The 18,820-nt window shown below is 60.0% G+C and carries 15 protein-coding genes; 7 read left to right on the plus strand and 8 right to left on the minus strand.

Annotated elements, in window-relative coordinates; genetic code table 11:
• Positions 1–70: 70 nt before the first annotated feature.
• Positions 71–562, plus strand: a complete 492-nt coding sequence (locus KO492_RS05070) for a GNAT family N-acetyltransferase (protein WP_066602880.1) — start codon at positions 71–73, stop codon at positions 560–562.
• A 15-nt stretch (positions 563–577) separates the two neighbouring features.
• Positions 578–1,348 carry an EcsC family protein gene (locus KO492_RS05075; RefSeq protein WP_216043950.1) on the plus strand — a complete coding sequence of 257 codons (771 nt, stop codon included), beginning with the start codon at positions 578–580 and terminating at the stop codon, positions 1,346–1,348.
• 190 nt (positions 1,349–1,538) lie between these two features.
• Here the strand turns inward: KO492_RS05075 and ptsP are convergent, their stop codons facing one another.
• From ptsP to KO492_RS05105, 6 genes are all read right to left on the minus strand, one after another.
• Positions 1,539–3,791: a phosphoenolpyruvate--protein phosphotransferase gene (gene ptsP, locus KO492_RS05080; protein ID WP_216043951.1), complete on the minus strand. Its 2,253-nt coding sequence runs from the start codon at positions 3,789–3,791 to the stop codon at positions 1,539–1,541.
• A gap of 344 nt (positions 3,792–4,135) precedes the next feature.
• Entirely contained in the window at positions 4,136–5,371 is a 1,236-nt protein-coding gene (locus KO492_RS05085) for an aspartate kinase (protein WP_216043952.1), read from the minus strand.
• Between the two features lie 110 nt (positions 5,372–5,481).
• Complete coding sequence (locus KO492_RS05090) at positions 5,482–6,129, minus strand: SDR family NAD(P)-dependent oxidoreductase (protein WP_216043953.1); 648 nt, start codon at positions 6,127–6,129, stop codon at positions 5,482–5,484.
• Positions 6,130–6,149: 20 nt separating this feature from the next.
• On the minus strand, positions 6,150–6,638 hold the full coding sequence (locus tag KO492_RS05095; protein ID WP_216043954.1) for a DUF1178 family protein: 489 nt from the start codon (positions 6,636–6,638) through the stop codon (positions 6,150–6,152).
• Between the two features lie 107 nt (positions 6,639–6,745).
• The gene (locus KO492_RS05100; protein ID WP_216043955.1) at positions 6,746–7,216 is read right to left on the minus strand and encodes an NUDIX hydrolase; all 471 of its coding nucleotides are present in this window, start codon (positions 7,214–7,216) and stop codon (positions 6,746–6,748) included.
• 172 nt (positions 7,217–7,388) lie between these two features.
• On the minus strand, positions 7,389–8,687 hold the full coding sequence (locus tag KO492_RS05105) for a 3-deoxy-D-manno-octulosonic acid transferase (RefSeq protein ID WP_216043956.1): 1,299 nt from the start codon (positions 8,685–8,687) through the stop codon (positions 7,389–7,391).
• Between the two features lie 218 nt (positions 8,688–8,905).
• On the opposite strand from KO492_RS05105, the gene KO492_RS05110 reads away from it, so the two are divergent.
• On the plus strand, positions 8,906–9,931 hold the full coding sequence (locus tag KO492_RS05110) for a cytochrome-c peroxidase (RefSeq protein ID WP_416351246.1): 1,026 nt from the start codon (positions 8,906–8,908) through the stop codon (positions 9,929–9,931).
• Between the two features lie 138 nt (positions 9,932–10,069).
• Here KO492_RS05110 and KO492_RS05115 read toward each other — a convergent pair whose 3' ends face one another.
• Both KO492_RS05115 and KO492_RS05120 read right to left on the minus strand, forming a co-directional pair.
• Positions 10,070–10,375 (minus strand): hypothetical protein, encoded by a 306-nt coding sequence (locus KO492_RS05115; RefSeq protein ID WP_216043958.1) that lies wholly within the window; start codon positions 10,373–10,375, stop codon positions 10,070–10,072.
• Positions 10,376–10,444: 69 nt separating this feature from the next.
• Entirely contained in the window at positions 10,445–10,759 is a 315-nt protein-coding gene (locus tag KO492_RS05120; RefSeq protein WP_216043959.1) for a hypothetical protein, read from the minus strand.
• Between the two features lie 497 nt (positions 10,760–11,256).
• On the opposite strand from KO492_RS05120, the gene KO492_RS05125 reads away from it, so the two are divergent.
• The 4 genes from KO492_RS05125 (at position 11,257) to KO492_RS05140 (ending at position 18,804) form a co-directional block, all read left to right on the plus strand.
• A complete protein-coding gene (locus KO492_RS05125; RefSeq protein ID WP_216043960.1) occupies positions 11,257–13,098 on the plus strand; it encodes a hypothetical protein in 1,842 nt (613 codons plus the stop codon).
• Between the two features lie 192 nt (positions 13,099–13,290).
• Positions 13,291–15,465 (plus strand): catalase/peroxidase HPI, encoded by a 2,175-nt coding sequence (gene katG / locus KO492_RS05130; protein WP_216043961.1) that lies wholly within the window; start codon positions 13,291–13,293, stop codon positions 15,463–15,465.
• Between the two features lie 250 nt (positions 15,466–15,715).
• Entirely contained in the window at positions 15,716–17,476 is a 1,761-nt protein-coding gene (locus KO492_RS05135; protein ID WP_216043962.1) for a sensor histidine kinase, read from the plus strand.
• Positions 17,473–18,804, plus strand: a complete 1,332-nt coding sequence (locus KO492_RS05140) for a sigma-54-dependent transcriptional regulator (protein ID WP_216043963.1) — start codon at positions 17,473–17,475, stop codon at positions 18,802–18,804. Before KO492_RS05135 ends, KO492_RS05140 begins: the two co-directional genes overlap by 4 nt.
• Positions 18,805–18,820 lie beyond the last annotated feature (16 nt).

Below are 18,820 nucleotides of genomic sequence, written 5' to 3' on the forward strand. Positions count from 1 at the left end.
CCATTTAACGCTGTGTTAGCAGAATTTCGAGCCAAAACCGCAGCAAGCGGGCGGAGCGAAAGGGGCAGGCGTGTATCAGCTCGAGACCGAGTCACCGGATGATCTATGGGAGGTCGAAGCCCTCTATGACACCTGCTTTGCGCCGGGGCGTGAGCTTTTGTCCTCCTACCGGTTGCGCGAGGGGGTCGAGAAGGTGTCCGATCTTTGTCTGATTGCGCGTGATGAGGGCGGCGTTTTGGCCGCTGCGATCCGCTTCTGGCCCATTCGCATCGGGGAGGACAGGCATCGCGCACTTTTGCTTGGACCTATTGCGGTCCACCCGACCCGTCAGGGCGAGGGGCTGGGCGGGATGTTGATGACGGAGGCCATGGCCGAAGCCGTCAAACTCGGTTGGGAGCGGGTGATGCTGGTGGGGGATGAACCCTATTATTCCCGTTTCGGCTTTGAAAAACTCCACCATGTGGAAATGCCGCCGCCCACGAATCCGGACCGTGTGCTGGGCGTGGCCTTGCATCCCGGCGCGTGGGATGGGGTTGCGGGTCTTGTTCACAAGGACGACTGACCCCAAATAGAGGCAATGACCAAGAAATTGCCGCCTTTGAATGCTGGCCCCCATGCCGTTTTGCAAGCCCCGACGCCGGAGGCGATCCGTGCGCTTGCGCGTCGGTTGAAACGCGCCAACCATCCGGGCATGCAGATTTTGAACATGGTGGGCGGCAAGGCGGACGGATTGTTCGATAAACTGCCTGCCCCTGTGCGTGGACAGTTGGAGGCCGCGACGCTGTCGGCGCTTGAACTGGCGTTTGACGGGGCTGCGCGGGGACGGCGGACCGTGAAGGCCAACACATGGCTGTCGCGGGCTGTGACGTCGGGGCTGGGGGCGGCTGGCGGTGCCGGAGGGCTTCCGACCGCCTTGGCCGAACTTCCGGTGACCACGACCGTGCTGCTCCATGCCATTCAAGGCGTAGCCGAAGATCACGGGTTTGATCCTGCGCGTGACGATGTGCGCAAGGCCTGCATTCAGGTCTTTGCAGCCGCCGGTCCTTTGGCCGATGATGACGGGGCCGATCTCGGATTTCTGGCCGCACGGACGACGCTGACAGGGGCGACGCTGAACGGAATCATCGCTAAGGTCGCGCCGCGTCTGTCCGTGGTTCTGGGGCAAAAGCTGGCAACGCAAACCGTGCCTGTGTTGGGGGCGGTGGCGGGGGCCGCGACGAATTATGCCTACACGGCCTATTATCAGGACATGGCGCATGTGAGTTTCGCCATGTTGCGCATGGCCGAGGATAGCGACCTGCCGTTCGAGACGCTCAAGGAGATGTTGAGTGAGGAAATGGGCCGTTAACGCGCTCTCGCGTAATGCTTTGAAAGGTCGGTCCCTGCCAGACACAACCAGATGCCAGTAGCGCGCGACGTTTGCGGGCGTTTTTCGATGCGTTAACCTTAATCAGATTAACCTGAATGCGTGAGCGGCTGCGGGGAACCGAAATACGCCTCCGGCATAAACACGCGGCGGTGGCAGAAGAGAAGTCGTTTCAGAGCATGAAGCCCTGTTTGACCAGATAGGCGACAAGGTCTTCGCGCACCGATTGCGCACCGTCCGCGGCCGCCTGATCAATCACCTGCGCCACCTCATCAAGGTCAAGCCGCCGCAGCATGGCTTTCACCGGCCCGATGGAAGCCGGACGCATCGAAAGCGTGCGCACACCCATAGCGGCCAGCGCCACAGCTTCGATCGGACGCCCTGCATCCTCGCCACAAAAGGACACAGGCGTGTCGAACTGATCGCAGCGTTGCACGATCTGGCGGATGAAATTCAGGAAGGAATAGTTCAGCGTGTCATACCGGCGCCGGACCCGTTCGTTCTCCCGATCCGCGGCAAAGAAGAACTGTTTCAAATCGTTGCCGCCGATGGAAATGAAATCGGTCTGTTCAAAGAACAGATCAGGCGCGAAGGCCAAAGACGGGGTTTCAAGCATCGCGCCGACTTCAATGGAGGAGGGCGGAACATATCCGAGTTTGCGTTCGGAAATCAGCACATCGTCCAGAAGGGCCCGCGCTTCGCGAAATTCGTCGAACTGTGCCACGAAGGGGAACATGATCGTCAGAGGACGACCGGCTGCGGCGCGGGTGAGGGCTTGCAACTGCATCCGCATAACGCCGGGCTTGTCCAGCCCTACACGAATCGCCCGCCAGCCCATTGCGGGGTTCGGCTCGTCTTGCGGTTTCATGTAGGGCAGGACTTTGTCCGACCCGATGTCGAGTGTGCGAAACACCACACGTTTGCCACGCGCCGCATCCATGACGCGGGCGTAGAGCGTGGCAAGCTCGCCGCGCCGCGGCACTTTGTTGCGGATCAGAAATTGCAATTCGGTGCGAAACAGGCCCACGCCTTCCGCGCCAGAAGAGGCCAGAGAGGGCAGGTCGGCCATCAGGCCCGCGTTCATATGCATGGCGATATGCTTGCCACAGAGCGTCTCTGCAGGCAGCCCCACAAGCCCTGCATAGCGTTGTTGCGCCTCGGCCTGCATCGCGATCTTGTCCCGAAACGCGGTGGCGACGGTGTCTTCGGGTCTGAGATGCACAATGCCCTGATCGCCATCAACCAGAATCGCATTGCCGTTGAGGGCCTCGGTCGTGATGCCCTCGGCATGGATCACCAAGGGAATCGCCCAAGCGCGGGCCACCACGGCGGCATGGGAACCGACTGAGCCTTGTTCCAGCACGATGCCTTTGAGCGTTTTGCCGTAATCCAGCAATTCACCGGGGCCGATGTTGCGGGCGACAAGGATGGGGTTTTCCGGCATTTCCGCGCCGGTCTCATGGCCTTGGCCGGTGAGAATACGCAGCAGCCGGTTGGACAGATCGTCAAGATCATGGAGCCGTTCTCGCATGTAAGGGTCGGGCACCTGCGCCAGACGGGTGCGCGCCGCGCCCTGTTCTTTCTCCACGGCGGCTTCGGCCGAAAGCCCGCGCCCGATGTCCTCTTCCATCCGGCGCATCCAGCCACGGGAATTGGCAAACATCCGGTAGGCTTCGAGCACCTCGCGCTGGTCTTTCTCCGAAGGTTCGACATTGGCCAGCATACTGTCCACGGAGAGGCGCAGTTGATCGACCGCTTTGCGCAGGCGTTCGGTTTCCGCCTCGGGATCGTCTGCGACGGGGTTGGTGACGACCACACGGGGCTCGTGCAGGAAGACATTGCCCTCGGCCACGCCCTCCTGACCTGTCGCGCCGCGAAACATCACCGGATGCTGATGCAGCGCTGTCATGCCGCCTTCGTCGCTGACAAAGGCGCCCAGCTCGGTCATTTCGGCCAGCACCATCGCCACCACTTCGAGCGCATAAACCTCATCGTCGGTGAAGGCACGGGCATCTTTGGACTGGACGACCAGAACCCCCAGAATCTCTCCCAGCCGTTGAATCGGCAGGCCCAGAAAGCTGGAGAAAAGTTCTTCGCCGGTTTCGGGCATATAGCGGAAACCGCGTTCGGAGGGGGCATCGGCGGCATTGACCATCGAGCGCGTGCGGGCAACCCGACCCACAAGCCCCTCGCCAATCCGCAGCCGCGTCTGGTGGACCGCTTCGGCTTTTAGCCCTTCGGTGGCGCAAAGTTCGAGCGTGTCGGAATCGCGGAAGAGATAGATCGAGCAGACTTCTGTCTGCATACTGTCGGCGATCAGGCTGGTGATGCGGTCAAGACGTTCCTGACCTGCGCTGTCCTCGGCCAGCGTGTCCCTGAGCCGGCCCAACAGCTTCCGGCTTTCGCTCTCCATATTGTTTGGCATGTCCCCGCCGGTCCTCTTGCGCGCCTTACCTCTGGCGTCGTCTTCTTTAGAGCACAGATGTGGGTCTTGCCCAGAGAAAAACAAGCGGCATCAGAGCGATCAGCTATAATTTGCTTGGAAAAAGTGCAGAAAATTCCGAGGCTTGATGATGCAGGTGCAGAAAGAATGTGGCGCGGGTGCGGTGCCGGTTGCAAGGGTGTTTCGCGGGCGAGTGTGCCACAGGTGCCCAGTAAACGCTGTATGGTCCCGAAGTATGGTCCCGAAAATCGGAGAAACGGGAATAAGAAAAAGCCCCCGCGAGGGCGGAGGCTTTCATAAGACGGTCAAGTGTTTTCGCTACGGGATCAGCTTTTGTCGAGTTCAAAGGCGTCGTGGAGGGCCTGAACCGCAAGCTCGGTGTATTTGCGATCCACCAGCACGGAGATCTTGATTTCCGAGGTGGCGATGACCTTGATGTTGATGCCTTCGTCGGAGAGCACCTTGAACATTTTGGCTGCGACCCCCGATTGCGAGCGCATACCGATGCCGACGAGCGAAATCTTTGCCACCTCCGTGTCGGAGATCAACTCGCCAAAGTTGAACTCGCCACGGTCTCTGGCCGCATCCAGTGCGGCTTTGGCGCGGTTCACCTGATCGACAGGGCAGGAGAAGGTCATGTCGGTGCGACCTTCTTCGGAAATGTTCTGGATGATCATATCGACATTGACGCCCGCTTCGGCCAGAGGTCCGAAGATAGAGGCGGCGATGCCGGGGCGGTCCGCCACAGACAGGAGCGTCATTTTGGCTTCTTCGCGGGAGGCGGCAATGCCCGAGACAGGTTTGTTTTCCACGATATCCTCCTCGGCACAGATCAGCGTGCCGGCATTGGGGTCATATTCCTCGAAAGACGACAGCACGCGCAAGCGCACGCCGTAGCGCATGGCCAGTTCGACAGAGCGGGTCTGGAGCACCTTTGCCCCCAAAGAGGCCAGTTCCAGCATCTCTTCGAACGCGATTTTTTCCAGCTTGCTGGCCTTGCTCTCGATCCGCGGGTCGGTGGTATAGACCCCGTCCACATCGGTGTAGATGTCACAGCGGTCGGCGTCGAAGGCGGCCGCAAAAGCCACAGCGGTGGTGTCCGAGCCGCCGCGCCCCAGTGTGGTGATCCGGCCTTCGGGGGAAATGCCCTGAAAACCTGCGACCACGGCGACTTTCATGCCTTCGCCGAATTTGGCAAGGATGTTGTCGGTCGGGATCTCTTCGATCCGCGCTGCGCCGTGAGAGGAGTTGGTCTTGAGCGGCACTTGCCAGCCCTGCCAGCTGCGCGCCGGCACGTCCATTTCCTGAAGCGTCAAAGCCATGAGACCTGCGGTCACGTTCTCGCCCGAGGACACGACAGCGTCATATTCGCGCGCGTCATACATCGGTGAGGTCTCGTTGACATAGCCCACGAGCTTGTTGGTCTCGCCGGACATGGCCGAAACCACGACGATCACGTCATAGCCATTGGCCACTTCGCGACCGACGCGCTTTGCAGCGCGTTTGATCTTGTCGAGCGTGGCGACGGATGTTCCGCCGAATTTCATTACGAGAATTGGCATCTCTTGCCCTATCCCCCGTCCTCGTCAGTGGTCACGGTTCTCTAAGTGGCTTCCGGCGTGAGCGCAAGAGTGCGGCCATGGCGAATGAGTATTTTTGCCACAAAGGAGGCTCAATAAGCGTGTGGACGCCCGTCCCATGTCTCGAAACAGCCGGTTGAGGACAGCGAAAGCTCGGCGAAGCGGTCCGCCAGTCCTGTGGCGGCTTCTGTCGCGGTGATGTCCGCTGCGGCGCCGCCCATATCGGTCTGGACCCAGCCGGGGTGATAGATGCCGACGGGAATCCCGTCATTCTTCAGTTCGCTGGCAAGGTTGCGACCAAGGTTCAGCGCGGCGGCTTTCGAGGCGCGATAGATATAGGCGCCGCCCGGTGCGCGGGTGTGGGAGGCCATCTGCGACGAAATGATCGCGATCTTGCCCCGCGAGGCGCGCAGCGCGGGCAAGAACGCCTGCACCGTAAGAAAGACGCCGGTGACATTGACCGCAAATTCCTTGGCCCACATTTCGGGCGGGTAGCCTGTGTCGAGTGGCTGGCCCTTGTCGAGATAGAGGCCGGCGTTGCACACCAGCAGCCCGATGGGGCGATCTTTCAGAGAGTCGGCCAGTGCGGTGACGGAGTGCGGGTCCGTGACGTCGAGGGCATGAAGCCCGTTGCCGCCTTTGGTCGATGTGCCGATCACGTCATAGGTGCGGTCTGTGAGTTCGGAGGCAAGCGCTGCGCCGATGCCGCGCGATGCGCCTGTGATGAGGGCTGTGTCCATGTCCGGTGCCTTTGATGAGGTCAGTTCATTTTGCGTTTGGGCGCAAAGGGCAGGGGCACAACTGGCACGCCATCTTCCAGAAGGGCCTTGGCGTCATCGAGTTTGGCCTCGCCATAGATGGGCCGTGCGGGGGCCTCCCCCTCGTGAATTTTGCGGGCTTCCTTGGCAAATTCGACGCCGACGTAATCGGATTTGGCCTCGACCTCGGCACGCAGCCGCGCGATGGCTTGCTCGACCTCTTCGGGGGAGGGGCGCGGCGGCTCCATTGGTGTGGCCTGCGGCGGGGTCGATGCGGCGGGCGGAGCCTCGGGCGCGACATTGACGGGGCCTGTCTCATCTTTGCGGGCCGTGCTGACGCGCGGGGCCATCATGGCTTTGTGCACATCGGCAGAGCCGCAGACCGGACAGGACAACTGACCACCGGCACGCAGGGTCTCAAAGGCTTCGGCGGAGCGAAACCAGCTTTCGAACTGATGGTCTTCGGAGCATTTGAGCGTGTAGCGGATCATGATGCGCGCATTTCCAGGGAACAGGCTCTCTACAATAGGCATTGCCCCTGCATTTTGCAATCTCGGGGGCTGTGTTCAAATGCGCAGTCCGGCCTGCATCGGATTATTCAAAGGCGGTAGAGACGCGGATTGAAGTGGCGGATGATCTGGGCGAGTTCTGCATCTTCAACCATAGCGGCGGCTTTTTTCTGGGAAACCCATTTGCGTTTGCGCTCGGAGGCTTCCGGATATTTGTCAAACTCCCAGCGCGCCTTGAGCGGGAACACGGCCACCACGCAGGGCATCGGCATTTCGCCGTTGCGCGGATATTTCTGGTAGGAGTAGAGCCCGATGCAGATGGGCGCGGGACGGCCCTTGATCCCGGCTTCTTCCCAAGCTTCGGTGGCGGCGGCCTGCACAGGGGTTTGCCCGTCCATCGGCCAGCCTTTCGGGATGATCCAGCGTTTGCGGCGGCGTGTCTTGATCAGCAGGATTTGCAGCTTGTCCTTGCGCCAGCGCCAGACCAGTGCGCCAAACTGTGTGCGCACGCTGTCCTTGGCGTTGCGACCGAGTTTGACCGGATGTTGTCTGGGTCTCATTACTGACACCTGTTTGTCCTTTGGCTGAATGCGGAAAAGGGGCGGCATAGTGCAGAGCGCGTCCGCCTGTTTTGTCGCATCAGGCTGACAGAGGACTATCAAATCTACATGACGGCTGGAAAGAGAATTTTACACCTTCTCAACCTGACGCGGGGTCGCGGGTCAGTGTGATCTATTTTAACGCGGGCAGTTTGGTCAGGTCGGCCAGAGCGGACCAGAAGGCCTCTTGCCGGAGATGGGCTTCGCGCAGAGGGCTCAGGGCGGTGTGCGCCTTTGCTGTCATGTCTTTGGCGTGTTGCGGGTTGGACATGAGGGCGCTGGCCGCTTTGCAGAGAGCTTGCGCATCGGAGACAATGCGTGCGCCGCCGGATTGATCGAGCGCCTCATAGGCGGCAATGTGATTCGACACATGGGGGCCATGCAGGATCGCTGTGTTGAACTGGACGGGTTCATAGGGCGTGTGCCCGCCGTGATGCGTCAGGGAGCCGCCGATGAAAGACAGACCCGCAAGGTGATACCACAGCGCCATTTCGCCCAACGTATCGGCCAGATAAATCTGTGATTGCGCGGGATCGTCACCCTTGGAACGCTGCGCGAAATACAGCCCTGAACGGGTCAGTTCCGCCGCAAGGGCCTCTGCCCGCGACGGGTGACGCGGGGCAAGGATCAGGCGGGCGTCAGGGTGGACCTTTTGCAGGTCATGGAAGGCTTCCAGAACCAGACGTTCCTCGCCCGCATGGGTGGAGGCGGCGAGGAGTGTTTTGTCGCGGGGAAAAACCTGCTCAAGGGCGGCGAGTTCCGCGGCGGGCGCAGGCGCGAGGGCGACTGTGCTTTTGAGGTTCATGCGCGGCAGCAGGGCGGAGGCGGGCAGGCCGAGTTGGAGCATGCGTTGTTCCGAGGCCGTGTCTTGGGCCGCCAGTTTGGAGATCGCCGCGATGGTCGGGCGGATGATGCCGCGCAGCAGGAATTGCATTTTCTCCCATCGGCTGGCCGTGCGTTCAGACATGCGCGCACCGGCCACGACAACAGGGATGCCGCGTTGGGCCAGAAGGGTGAAGCGGTTGGGCCAGATTTCATTTTCCAAGGACACCAGCGCGACAGGCCGGATGTGCGCAAGAAAGCGTTTGAGCACAGGGCGCAAATCCATCGGAGCAAGCCGGACCTCGACACGGGGAAGGCCCCAATCCGCGACCATTGTGCGGGCGCTGACCGTGTTGACTGTGACGAGGATGTCCAGATCGTCTGCACGGGACAGAGCCTCTTCGACAAGCACACGCGCGGCGGTCATTTCTCCGTTCGAGGCGCCATGGATCCAGAGTCGCGGAGATGTGGATGTGCGCGCAGATGTCAGTCCGGCACCGAAGCGTTCGGCCAGATCGGACAAGCTCTCGCGCCCGCGTAAAACCTGTCGCAGCAGCGCAAGCGCAAACAACGGGCTCAGGATGGTCAAAAGGAAACGATAGAAAAACAAGACATGCGCCTCGCAGGTTCAGACTTGCGCATCGGCTTACGCGCTCAGCCGGTCTGTTGGCAAGAGGGGGTGGATCAAGCGGGGTTCTAGAATTGGAATTGATCTAGGTCATAGCTGTTTCTTAGAGGGATTCTAATTTCGGTCATGCGCGCGATCGACTGAATGCATCACGGGATGCTAGGGAGAAAAATATGAAACTTGCACCGCGTTTAGCATTGATGACCAGTGCTATTGTATTGGGGGCCTCTGCGGCTTCTGCAAATGAGCTCAGGGAATATGCCCTAGAGTTCTTCAAACCGCTTCCTTCAACGGTGCCTGCTGTGCAGGACAATAAAATCACCGAAGAGAAAATCGAGTTGGGCAAGGCGCTATTCTTTGATCCGCGTCTGTCGGCATCGGGCGTTTTCTCCTGCTATTCCTGTCACAACCTGACCACGGGCGGGGATGACAACATGGAAACTTCCGTTGGTCATGGCTGGCAAAAAGGCCCGCGGAACTCGCCGACCGTTTTGAACGCTGTGTTCAACGCCGCCCAGTTCTGGGACGGCCGTGCCGGAGACCTGAAAGCGCAGGCGAAAGGTCCGATTCAGGCCGGTGTCGAAATGGCCAATACGCCGGACAATGTGGTCGCGACCCTGTCGTCGATGGGGCAATATGTGGAATGGTTTGAAGAGTCTTTCCCCGATGAGGACGAACCCGTCACGTTTGACAATATGGCCAAAGCCATCGAGGCCTTCGAAGCCACGCTGTTGACCCCTTCGCCGTTTGATTCCTGGCTCAACGGGGATGACGATGCGCTTTCCACCGAAGAGCTTGCCGGTCTTGAACTGTTCATGGACAAGGGCTGTATCGCCTGTCACTCCGGTATCAACATCGGTGGCGAGGACTACTATCCCTTCGGCCTGATCGAAAAGCCCGGCTCCGATATTCTGCCTGAGGGCGACCGTGGCCGCTTTGCTGTGACAGACACTGTGGATGACGAATATGTCTTCCGCGCCGGTCCGCTGCGTAACATCGCATTGACCGCGCCTTACTTCCACTCCGGCAAGGTTTGGGATCTCAAAGTGGCTGTGCAGATCATGGCAGAAAGCCAGCTTGGTGAAGACCTGTCCGATGATGAAGCCAATAAGATTGTGGCTTTCCTCGGTTCTCTGACCGGTGAAATTCCGGAAGTCACCCTGCCTGTGCTTCCGACGGAAACGATGACCACTCCGCGTCCGGTTGCGGAAATCATGCAACACTGACTTTGGTTCTTCTGTGCCCCTTGTTCGGGGGCACAGTTCTTTGAAAGCCCTCGTATGGGCTGTGGAAGCGGAAGTTTGTCCCTACTTCTCTTGTGCGGCGTGTTCGGGGGCTTTTGCCATTGCGATGGCGCGACAGGTTTACGCGCCGCGGGGTTCATCTTTTTTGCGGTAGATGAAGGACTGCATCAGCTTCATGCCAATCCGGTCAACCAGATCGGAAAGCTGTGGGTCCCCCGCTTGCTGGTATTGGGTGCAGACATCCAGCAGCTTATCAATCAGTTCGGTCTCCCCCGTGGTTAGAGCCGCAGATACGGTCTGCGGCGACGCGCAAGGGGCGTGCAGGGAGTTGCTGATAGGCTTTTTGTACATATCCGGGGATAGCGACATCCGACCGATGTTTGCCGGCAGGACAATAGATATGTGACGTGCGATTCGGGTGGCCATGGGCTCAAACTCTTGAAGGGCCGCGATAGGGGCGGCACGGGGTAAAGGATATCAGGCGCGGACGTGATCTTAAAGGGTCAGCAGGTCCTGAATATGTGTGCGAATCTCATCGGGGTGCACGGACAGAAAGGAAAAGGCGGCGGCGCTGGGCGTGTAGCGCAGCATGTCGAGACATTCCTGAGACGCGCGTTTGAAGATGATAAGCGCCGTTGTGTCGCCTTGCGGGATAAGGCGTTGAATCTCGATGGCACTTTTAACCAGATCGCAATGTTCGGGGTTACATTCGACGACGACCAGCTTGAACCGTTCCGCATCAAAATGTGCGCTGACTTCTTCCAGAGAGCGGGCAATGCGCGGATTGAGTGATGTCTTCGTGTCGGCCATGAGACTGTCCGCTTTCGCCACGCGGCTGAGGAGGATCAGGTTGTGGCATGGCAGATTGCTGCGCTGTTCGTTCTGGCCGACCTCGGAGGAAAACCGTGTATATGGCTTGGTGTCGTTTGCGGCACGGAGGCTCCGGTTTGCACACGCTTCTTTGCCTGAGGTCCTGACAAAAGGTATGCGAAAGGCGCTCAGAACGCGGGACATATGGTGCAAAGGGGCAGGTCGCATGGAACACAACTCTCGGTAATTCATAACTGGAGAGCCCCTTATTGCGGAAGCGTGACAGCAATTTCAGAAACAAATGGTTTCAGAAGGTTGCATGAGGGCGCATTTGATTCAAAGCGCTTGCGTAACAAGATGTAACACACGGCAGGCAGACAGCATCTGAGACGCCGAATTTTCGGGTTTTGTGAAGTTTTAAAGGGAATTTTTTCTTTTCACCTATCTGAAACATGTTACCGTTCTGTCATGACAACAGATTGGTCTGGGGGGACTGCATGTTGCCGAACGGGCAAAAACAGGAAGTTTTACAGCGGGAAGTTACGCTCATTCTCGAAAGTGAGGCTTTCGCACGTTCAAAGGCGAACCGTGCATTGCTCGAATATCTGGCGAAAGAGTGTTTGGCCGGACGGGGTGACGAGATCACCGAATACGGCATTGCACACGGGCTGCTCGGAAGGGGGGATGAGTTCGATCCCTCGACTGACCCGATTGTGCGGGTCCGGATGCGGCGGCTTCGGGAGGCCATCAATGGCTATTATGCGCAACATGACGACCGCGTTGATCGCCTGAACATTCCACGGGGCAGCTACGCCCTGTCTGTGCTTCGTGTCGAGCAGCCATCGGCCCCTGCGCAACCATCGCCCCCTGCGCAACAGGCGGAAGATGCGGCGGTTGACAAGGTCGCGCGGGCTGATGGGGCGGGCGCAGACGGTCCTGCACAACCGCCTTCCGTTACGCATACCCCCGATAGGCCGAAGATGCGCAAGGTGTTTGGCCTGCGCTTTGTCCTGTTCCTGATTGTTGCCTTTGCGACGGGCGTTCTCGGGCATGGCATTTGGCATGAGGTCGTTCCGTCAAAGGTAATTGAAACGGCGGGCGCCGAGCCGGGCTATCCGGTCGTTGCCGTCGCGCCTTTCGACAATCTGACGGATCAGGCCGAGAACGACGCCTATGAAAAAGACGTGCAGCGGCAACTGGCCGGAGACCTCGAACGCTTTGGTCGCGTGAATGTGCGGGTCTTGAACGCCGACCTCAACAGCGAGCTTGAAGGGGCCGATTATGTCTTGCGCGGTTCGATCCTGAGCCTCGCGGGGCATCTTGATTTGTCCGTTGCGCTGGTTGATGTCGAGACCGGCGAGGAGTTGTTTCAAACCCGAATGTCCGATCCTGTAGACGCGCAGGGGGTTTATGCAAGCCTGCGCGCTGTGTCCCATCGGATCAGCAGCTATCTCGCGGCGCAGGGCGGTGTGATCAGCGCGCTTGGCCGTCCGGATGCGGGAGCGGCTTCGGCACCGGACAACGTCTTTTCCTGTGTTCTACAGACCGATGCGTTTCTGAACGATTATAGCCCCGAAAAGTTCCAAACGGCTTATCGGTGTTTCGCGCCTTTTTCGGATATACTGGAGACCGACGCGGTCGGCTCTACCTCCTTCGGGACTTTGATGTTGCATTTGGTCCCTGACTTTCAGTTCATGGATACGTCAGGTTTGCCCGAAGCGATGCAGTCCTCACCCGAGAAACTTACAGAATATGCGGAAGGTTTGGCGGATCGTTTCCCCGGTTCAGATGTTGTGTTCATCCTTCTGGGCGCGGTTTACAATGTTGAGGGCAAAACCGATCTCGCCATTCGTGCCTTGCGTCAGGCGGTGGAGTTGAATCCGGCCAATCCGACCGCCTATGGGGTGCTCTCCTATGCGTATTTGTCCGCAGACCGGCTGTATGATGCCCGCGATGCGGCGTTGAGGGCCATTGATCTGAGCGCCAATGCCTCGGCCTATATGTATCTGCCGGTTCTCGTGTCCGGTATCGTGCACAAGAACGCGCGCATGGTGGATATGGCCCGCAAGGGCTATGCCGATCAGGTCGGCCCCTCGCGCAATATCCTTTTGCTGGCCGCTGCATCCATGATCGGAGATCGCGACGAAGTGGAGCGTTTGCGCGCGTTGGTGGGCAGGCTGGACGATCCCTTGGCTGAAATCCGGATGTTTGTGCAGGGCGATATCGCCCTCACGGCCGTCGCTGGGTATCTTGAACGGGCGGGGCTGGATGTGCCTGTGCCGGAGTGTCTGCCTTCCGAGACGGGAAACGGTGCGTATAGTGCGCCCTGTGCGCCATGAACGGACGGATGTTTCTGGAAGATTTCTGATTAGAAAATATTATAGCAATCCATAAGTAATACAATTATTGTTTATCGACCAAACCTGTTACCTCTTTACGAGACGGAACGGGAGCAGCGCGATACAGGCCATAAGCCATATAGATCGCCGCCGCGCCCCCGCCACGAAACACGTAGCATACCGGAGGAACAGATGGACGGTAATGATCTGAAAATGTCGGGCAAATGCCCAGTCATGCATGGCAGCAACACCGAGATGGGCAAGGATGTCATGGAGTGGTGGCCGAATGCGCTCAACCTCGACATCCTGCACCAGCACGACACCAAGACGAATCCGCTCGGCAAGGATTTCAACTATCGCGAAGAAGTCAAAAAGCTCGACTTCGAAGCTTTGAAAAACGACCTGCGCGCTTTGATCAATGACAGTCAGGACTGGTGGCCCGCTGACTGGGGGAGCTACATCGGCATGATGGGGCGGGTCTCGTGGCACACCGCAGGTTCCTACCGGAACACAGATGGTCGCGGCGGCGGCAACACGGGCAACCAGCGCTTTGCGCCGCTGAACTCCTGGCCGGATAACGTCAACACCGACAAGGGCCGTCGCTTGCTCTGGCCGATCAAAAAGAAATACGGCAACAAGATCAGCTGGGCCGATCTTCTGATGCTGGCCGGAACGATTGCCTATGAGCAAGCCGGCTTGCCGGTCTATGGTTTCGCCTTTGGCCGCGAAGATATCTGGCACCCCGAAAAAGACATCTACTGGGGCGAGGAAAAAGAATGGCTCGCGCCGTCCGACACCCGCTATGGCGATGTGAAAGACGCGCATACGCTGGAAAACCCGCTGGCGGCTGTTCAGATGGGGCTGATCTATGTGAACCCTGAAGGTGTGAACGGCAAGCCCGATCCGCTCGCAACCGCGCAGCATATGCGGGAAACCTTTGCCCGTATGGGGATGAATGACGAAGAAACCGTTGCTCTGACGGCAGGCGGCCACACGGTCGGCAAATGTCACGGGAACGGCGATGTCGAAGACCTCAGCCCGGATCCCGAAACCGCTGGCCCCGAATTTCAGGGCCTCGGCTGGATGAACACCAAGGGCCGCGGCATCGGGCGTGACACAATGGTCAGTGGTCTGGAAGGCGCATGGACAACCAACCCGACGAAATGGGACAATGGTTTCTTCGAGATGCTGTTCAACCATGAGTGGGAATTGCGTAAATCCCCTGCCGGTGCATGGCAATGGGAACCGGTCGAGATCGCAGAGGCGGACAAACCCGCTGATGTCGAAGATCCGTCGATCCGTCACAACCCGATGATGACGGATGCCGATATGGCGCTGAAAATGGACCCGACCTATCGCGAAATCTCGCTGCGGTTCAAAGAGGACTTTGACGCCTTCACCGATGCCTTTGCCCGTGCATGGTTCAAACTGACCCACCGCGACATGGGCCCGAAATCGGTCTATCTCGGGCCGGATGTGCCGGAAGAAGATCTGATCTGGCAGGATCCGATCCCCGAAGGCACCACCAACTATGACATTGGTGCGCTCAAACGCAAGATCGCGGCCTCCGGCCTTTCGATCTCCGAGATGGTGTCGACCGCATGGGACAGTGCGCGGACCTTCCGCGGTTCCGACCGTCGCGGCGGTGCCAATGGGGCTCGCATTCGTCTGGCTCCGCAAAAGGACTGGGTCGGCAACGAGCCGGAACGTCTGGCGAAAGTGCTTTCCGTGCTGGAACCTCTGGCAGCAGAAGCCGGTGCCAGCGTGGCGGACACTATTGTTCTGGCCGGCAATGTCGGCGTGGAACTGGCCGCAAAAGCCGCTGGCTTTGACGTCGAAGTGCCCTTCGCGCCGGGCCGTGGTGATGCGACGCAGGAAATGACCGATGTGGAAGGTTTCGAGGTCTTGGAACCGATCCATGACGGCTACCGCAACTGGGTCAAAAAGGACTATGTGGTCTCGACCGAAGAGTTGATGCTCGACCGGACACAGCTCATGGGGCTGACCGCGCCCGAGATGACTGTTCTGGTTGGCGGGATGCGTGTTCTGGGCACCAACTATGGCGGGGCGAAACACGGGGTCTTCACCCGGCGCGAAGGCGCTTTGACCACCGATTTCTTCACGACCCTGACCGATATGGGTTACAAGTGGCTGCCGAAGGAAAACGGTCTTTACGACATCGTTGACCGCAAAACCGGCGAGACAAGCTACACAGCGACCCGTGTTGATCTGGTCTTCGGCTCGAACTCGATCCTGCGGGCCTATTCCGAGGTCTATGCGCAAGACGACAACGCGGAGAAATTCGTGAATGACTTTGTCGCAGCTTGGGTCAAGGTGATGAACGCCGACCGCTTCGATCTGTCCTGATCCGGCATTGCTCCGCTGGATCACGAGCGCCCCTGCTTTTGCGGGGGCGTTTTTTTGTGTCTCGGCCTCCAAGGTTCTCTTGTCTGGCCAGTCTTGCGATGTGTGCGTGCGAATGTTTTTGCCAATCGTGCCACTGACGGGTTTGCCTATCGTTTTGAGAGAAAGGCTTTATGATCTCTGTGAACTGCGGGGGCCTGTCAGTTGGATAAGGGAGGCAGGCAAGCTGTGACAGAGGAGGCGGCGAAGGGGCATGGTGCGAAGAAAAGGGCTTGTTGCGGCCTGTATTGCTTTGGTTGCGCTGATCTTGCTGTTTCAGGGAGCGAGCGTTTATTTCTCCACACAGGAACAAACCAAAGCGGCGGGGCGTCTGTCGCTCTATCGCTCCACGGTGATTGCCGAGTTGGAGCGGTTTTCGCATCTTCCCTATGTGCTGGCCCGCGACCCTTTCGTGCAGGCAACCGCCGAGGGCGGAGATCGCGGTGCGTTGAACATCCGTTTGCGGGGCTTTGCCGCCCAATCCGGGGTGGATGCAATCTATCTTATGACCACACAGGGGGAGACCATCTCCGCCTCGAATGCGGGCACGTCCTTGAGTTTCGTCGGGCATAACTATGCTTTTCGTCCCTATGTGCGCGATGCGCTTGAAGGGCGGCAGGGGCGCTTCTACGGGATCGGCACGACGACGGGCTTGCCGGGTTATTTCATCTCCGAACCCGTGCGCGATGCGGCGGGGCGTGTGATCGGGGTGATTGCGATCAAGCTTGACCTGACCGATCTGGAGGCCGCGTGGCGTGACGGCGGTGAACAGGTGCTGCTGGCCAATGATGAGGGTGTGGTGCTGTTGGCCTCGGATGAGGCCTGGCGCTACCGGCTCTTGCGGGTGTTGACAGATGCCGAACGCGCACGGATCGAACGCGACCGTCAGTTCAGCGGGGCGGATTTGCGGCCTCTGGACTGGGAGCTGCGCGGCGAGCGTTCCGCGCGGATCGGAGGCGTGGACGTGGTGCATATGGAAAGCTCCGATCTGCCGCATGGCTGGAGCCTGCATTATTTCGCCAGCCGTGAACGGATCGTGACCTTGAGTTGGCTGGTCACGGCGCTTGCGCTTGGCGTGGCGGCTGTGGCGGTGATCCTCTACCAACTCAAACGCACGGAGCGGATCGGTGCCGCACTCAGGCGCTCAGAAGCCGAAGAGGCGGAATTGCGTCTGGCCAACGAGCGCCTTGCCGTCGAGATCGAAGAGCGCCGCGCGGCGGAGCGGAGGCTGCAACGCACGCAAAAGGAACTGGAACGGGCGTCCCGGCTGGCCGCTCTTGGGGAGCTGTCGGCCTCGGTGACACATGAACTGGGCCAGCCCATTGCGGCGCTGAAAAACCACATCGCGGCGGCGGAGATCAGTGGTCGGTCTGACCCGACATTGCTCGCGCATCTGTCGGGTCTGACCGAGCGGATGGAAGGGCTGACACGGCAATTGCGCTTTTTTGCCCGCCCCGGACAGCGCGGGCTGGAGCCTGTCGATCTGGATGTGGCGATGGACGAGGCGCTGGCGCTGGTTGCGCCCAATCTGGAGCGCGCCCATGTGACCTTGTCGCGACGTCGCGCCGATCCGCCGGTTGTGGTGCAAGGGTCCAAGCTGAGGATCGAGCAGGTCATGACCAACCTCCTACGCAACGCGATTGATGCGATGGAGGAGGAGAGCGCTGCGCAGCTTGACGTGTCGGTGGGCACGGGGCAGGGGGACGAGGGCGCCGCGATCGGGTGGTTCGAGGTGCGCGACACCGGCCACGGGCTGGGAGCGGCCACGCTGGACGAGCTTCAGGAGCCTTTTGTCACCCGCCGCGCCTCTGGCGAGGGCATGGGGCTTGGCCTTGCGATTTCGGCCAGTATTGTGCGCGAACACGGCGGACGGCTCGTGGCGCAGAATGCAGATGAGACAAAGGACGGGGCGGGCGGCGCTGTGTTTCGGGTCGAATTGCCGCTGGTCGGGGATGACGGGGAGGACGAGATATGAAAGAGGCCGCATTGCGGGTCTTGGTGGTCGATGACGACAAGGCCATGCGCAGTTCCCTGATGGACCTTCTCAAAGCTGCAGGGCACGAGGTCGAAGCCTTGCCTCGCGCCGATCAGGTGGTGGCGAAACTGCCGGAGATGTTGCCCGATGTGATCCTGTCTGATGTGCGGATGCCGAGCATGTCGGGGCTGGACCTTCTGGCCGCATTGCCGCCGGGCTCGCCGCCGCTGGTGTTGATTTCGGCCCATGGCGATATTGCGACGGCGGTGCAGGCGATGCAGGACGGGGCCTATTCTTTTGTCGAAAAGCCCTATGAACCGCGCCGCCTTCTGACGATTCTGTCCCATGCGGGCGGGCAGCACCGGCTGCACCAGCGCACCGAGCGGCTCAAGGCACGGCTTCGCGATCTCTCGGGGCTGGACAAGCAATTTCTGGGGCAGTCGGCGGCAACGCGCGCCGTGCGTGAAGAGGTGCTGACGGTTTCTGAGAGTCCGGCCTCTGTGCTGTTGGTCGGGGAGACCGGCACAGGAAAGGATGTGATCGCCCGCGCGTTGCATGATCTCGGCCCTGACGCGGATGGCCCCTTTGTTGCGCTCAATTGTGCGACCCTGAGTGCTGAAGGCTTCGAGCGCGAGATGTTCGGCGCGGAAGGTGCGGCGCAGGGGCGGCTTGCGGCGGCGGATGGGGGCACTTTGTTTCTCGACGAGGTTTGCGCCTGTCCCTTGCCTGTGCAGGCCATGCTCTTGCGGGTGTTGGAACAGCGCGAGATCACGCCTGTCGGGGCCAGCCAGCCGCGCAAGCTGACATTTCGGGTGATCTCTGCCACCAACGAGGATCCCGAGGCCGCCGTGGAGGCGGGACAACTCCGGCGCGATGTGCTGCACCGGCTGAACACCATACGACTGGACCTGCCGACCTTGCGCGCGCGGCGGGATGATATCCTGATGCTGTTCACCCGTTTCACCGGGGAGTTTGCCCGCGTCTACGAGGTGAGCCTGCCGGATATGGGGGCGGAAGATATGGCCGCGCTGATGGGCCATGACTGGCCCGGCAATGTGCGCGAGTTGCGCAACGTGGCGGAGCGGTTTGTCCTCATGGCGCGGCGCGGTCAGGCCTCTGTCGCGGCGGCGTTGAAGGCGGATCATGCCACGCAGGTGCCCGATACGCTGCGCGAAGCGGTTGCGGCGTTCGAGCGGGAACTCATCGCGCGGGCCTTGCGTGCGCAAAGCGGGCGCATGGATGCGGTGGCCGAGGCTCTGGGGATCGGGCGACGCACGCTCAATGAGAAGATCGTGAAGCTGGGGCTCGACAAGGATGCCCTGTTGTAGGCTGCGGAAATCCGCA

The organism is Celeribacter halophilus (assembly GCF_018860305.1).
In the GTDB taxonomy this organism is placed as follows: domain Bacteria; phylum Pseudomonadota; class Alphaproteobacteria; order Rhodobacterales; family Rhodobacteraceae; genus Celeribacter; species Celeribacter halophilus_A.

Bases quoted from the DNA above. Each gene is read 5' to 3' on its own strand.
- KO492_RS05075 (WP_216043950.1), top strand. From the start codon at position 578: ATGACCAAGAAATTGCCGCCTTTGAATGCTGGCCCCCATGCCGTTTTG.
- ptsP (WP_216043951.1), bottom strand. From the start codon at position 3,791: ATGCCAAACAATATGGAGAGCGAAAGCCGGAAGCTGTTGGGCCGGCTC.
- KO492_RS05085 (WP_216043952.1), bottom strand. From the start codon at position 5,371: ATGCCAATTCTCGTAATGAAATTCGGCGGAACATCCGTCGCCACGCTC.
- KO492_RS05090 (WP_216043953.1), bottom strand. From the start codon at position 6,129: ATGGACACAGCCCTCATCACAGGCGCATCGCGCGGCATCGGCGCAGCG.
- KO492_RS05095 (WP_216043954.1), bottom strand. From the start codon at position 6,638: ATGATCCGCTACACGCTCAAATGCTCCGAAGACCATCAGTTCGAAAGC.
- KO492_RS05100 (WP_216043955.1), bottom strand. From the start codon at position 7,216: ATGAGACCCAGACAACATCCGGTCAAACTCGGTCGCAACGCCAAGGAC.
- KO492_RS05110 (WP_416351246.1), top strand. From the start codon at position 8,906: ATGACCAGTGCTATTGTATTGGGGGCCTCTGCGGCTTCTGCAAATGAG.
- KO492_RS05115 (WP_216043958.1), bottom strand. From the start codon at position 10,375: ATGGCCACCCGAATCGCACGTCACATATCTATTGTCCTGCCGGCAAAC.
- KO492_RS05120 (WP_216043959.1), bottom strand. From the start codon at position 10,759: ATGGCCGACACGAAGACATCACTCAATCCGCGCATTGCCCGCTCTCTG.
- KO492_RS05125 (WP_216043960.1), top strand. From the start codon at position 11,257: ATGTTGCCGAACGGGCAAAAACAGGAAGTTTTACAGCGGGAAGTTACG.
- katG (WP_216043961.1), top strand. From the start codon at position 13,291: ATGGACGGTAATGATCTGAAAATGTCGGGCAAATGCCCAGTCATGCAT.
- KO492_RS05135 (WP_216043962.1), top strand. From the start codon at position 15,716: ATGGTGCGAAGAAAAGGGCTTGTTGCGGCCTGTATTGCTTTGGTTGCG.
- KO492_RS05140 (WP_216043963.1), top strand. From the start codon at position 17,473: ATGAAAGAGGCCGCATTGCGGGTCTTGGTGGTCGATGACGACAAGGCC.